Annotated in this window: 2 protein-coding genes; both read left to right on the plus strand. The window is 30.8% G+C overall.

Annotated features, from left to right (window positions below; translation table 11 throughout):
- Positions 1–416 (plus strand): MarR family winged helix-turn-helix transcriptional regulator (locus MR593_RS12060; protein WP_290693273.1); only part of this gene is annotated, 416 nt, incomplete at its 5' end.
- A gap of 89 nt (positions 417–505) precedes the next feature.
- Positions 506–2,280 (plus strand): ABC transporter ATP-binding protein (locus tag MR593_RS12065; RefSeq protein WP_290693276.1); only part of this gene is annotated, 1,775 nt, incomplete at its 3' end.

The following is a 2,280-nucleotide window of genomic DNA, read 5'->3' on the forward strand; positions in this document are numbered from 1 at the left end:
TTAGATTAAAAAAGGAAACTCATAGGAAGAGTGATGAGTTAAGAGAATTGCACACGGGAGAGTATGCAGCATTAAAGACTATATATAGGTTGAGAACGTTAGAAAATGAGGATTCTATAGGAGTAAAAACTTCTGACATAGGAAATTGTCTATTTATGAAAAAACCAGCGACATCAAAAATGTTAAATATCTTAGAGGATAAAGGATATATAAATAGATTTTCAAACAAAAGAGACAGAAGGGTTACTTATGTAGATTTAACAGATAAAGGAGTTGACCTGTTGGAAAAACACCATGAACAAATGATAGAATGTACTAATCAAATAATAGAAAAGATGGGAAAAGAAGATGTAGAGGAGCTTATAAGATTGTTGAATAAATTATCCGATATAATTGAAGCGGGAAGAGATAATTAATACCATCAAAGATAAAAATTTAATATATACGACATACTAAATTATTAATATAAAATTTATTGAAAGTTATTTGGAAGAAAGGATATGTTATGACAAAATTATTTAAGTATTTAAAAAAATCATGGGTAGCTATTGTGACAATTCTAATATTACTTATGTTGCAAGCTACTACAGAATTGGCACTACCTACATATACATCAAACATCGTAAATGTAGGGATACAACAATCTGGTATAGAAAATGCTGTTGCAGATGTTATCAGAAAAAGTGAAATGGATAAATTGACTACTTTTATGGATGATAACGATAAAGATAAAGTTTTAGACAGCTATAAATTAATCAAAAAAGATGACTTAACAACTGATGAATTTAATAGCTATAAAGAAAAATATCCAGCTATAGAGGATGAGGCTTTATATGTATTAAACACCAAGGACAAAGATAGATTAGAAGATCTTAATGATATATTATCAAAGCCGATGTTGATAGTTTACAACATAGAAAATAGCTCAGATAATACTGAACTTAGAGATTCTATGATGTCTAAAATGATGGGGGAACAAAAATCACAAGGTGATGCCCAACAAATGGAGCAAATGCAACAACAAATGCAAAAAGGCCAAGGCGATGCTGCTGATCAAGCAAATACAAATCCTATGGCACAATTTATGGATAAAGATGGTAACTTCGATGTGTTTGCATATTTAAACGCCATACCAAAAGAATCTAAAGAAAAAATGCTTTCTGAATTAGACGAAAAATTTGTGGATTTACCAGAGGCTATGTTAGATCAAGGTGCTATATCTTTTGTAAAAGCAGAATATAAAGAAATAGGAATAGACTTAGACAATCTTCAAATGAATTACATATTCACAGAAGGACTTAAGATGTTAGGTATCACTATGATATGTATGATATGCGCTATATGTGTTGGATTCTTGGCATCTAGAGTCGGTGCAAAGGTAAGTAAAAACTTGCGTGCTATGACATTTGAAAAAGTTATGAGTTTTTCTAATAAGGAAATCAACGAATTTTCAACTGCATCACTTATAACTCGTAGTACCAACGATATACAACAAATACAACAAGTTATAATTATGATGCTTAAAATGGTATTATTTGCGCCTTTTATGGCAATAGGAGGTATCATAAGAGCACTTAATACAAATGTATCTATGAGTTGGATAATAGCTCTTGGTATAATATGTGTTTTCATGATAGTTATCGTAATGTTTGCCGTTGTAATGCCTAGATTCAAGATTTTGCAAGATTTAGTAGATAGATTAAATTTAGTCACAAGGGAAATACTTACAGGTCTTGGTGTTATTCGTGCTTTTAGTAACGAAGAGTTTGAAGAAAATAGATTTGACAAAGCTAATAAGGATTTAACTAAGGTAAACTTATTTGTAAATAGAATGATGTCATGTATGATGCCAGCTATGATGCTTATAATGAATTTGATTTCTATATTGATAGTATGGGTAGGAGCTAAAAACGTAGACTTAGGAAACATGCAAGTTGGAGATATGATGGCGTTTATCCAATATACTATGCAAATAGTAATGTCCTTCTTGATGATATCAATGATAGCAGTTATGGTTCCTAGAGCAGCTGTATCTGCAAATCGTATAGATGAAGTTTTGACAACTGATATATCAATAAAAGAAGCAGACGATGTGGAAGAATTTGACGAAAACAAAAAAGGTTTAGTAGAATTCAAAAACGTTTCATTTAAATATCCTGATGCCGATGAAGAAATACTTCACGATATTTCATTTACTGCAAAACCAGGTCAAACAACTGCATTTATAGGTAGTACAGGAAGCGGTAAATCTACACTTATAAACTTAATACCTAGATTTTA

It is taken from the genome of Intestinibacter sp. (assembly GCF_022780145.1).
Lineage (GTDB): Bacteria > Bacillota > Clostridia > Peptostreptococcales > Peptostreptococcaceae > Intestinibacter.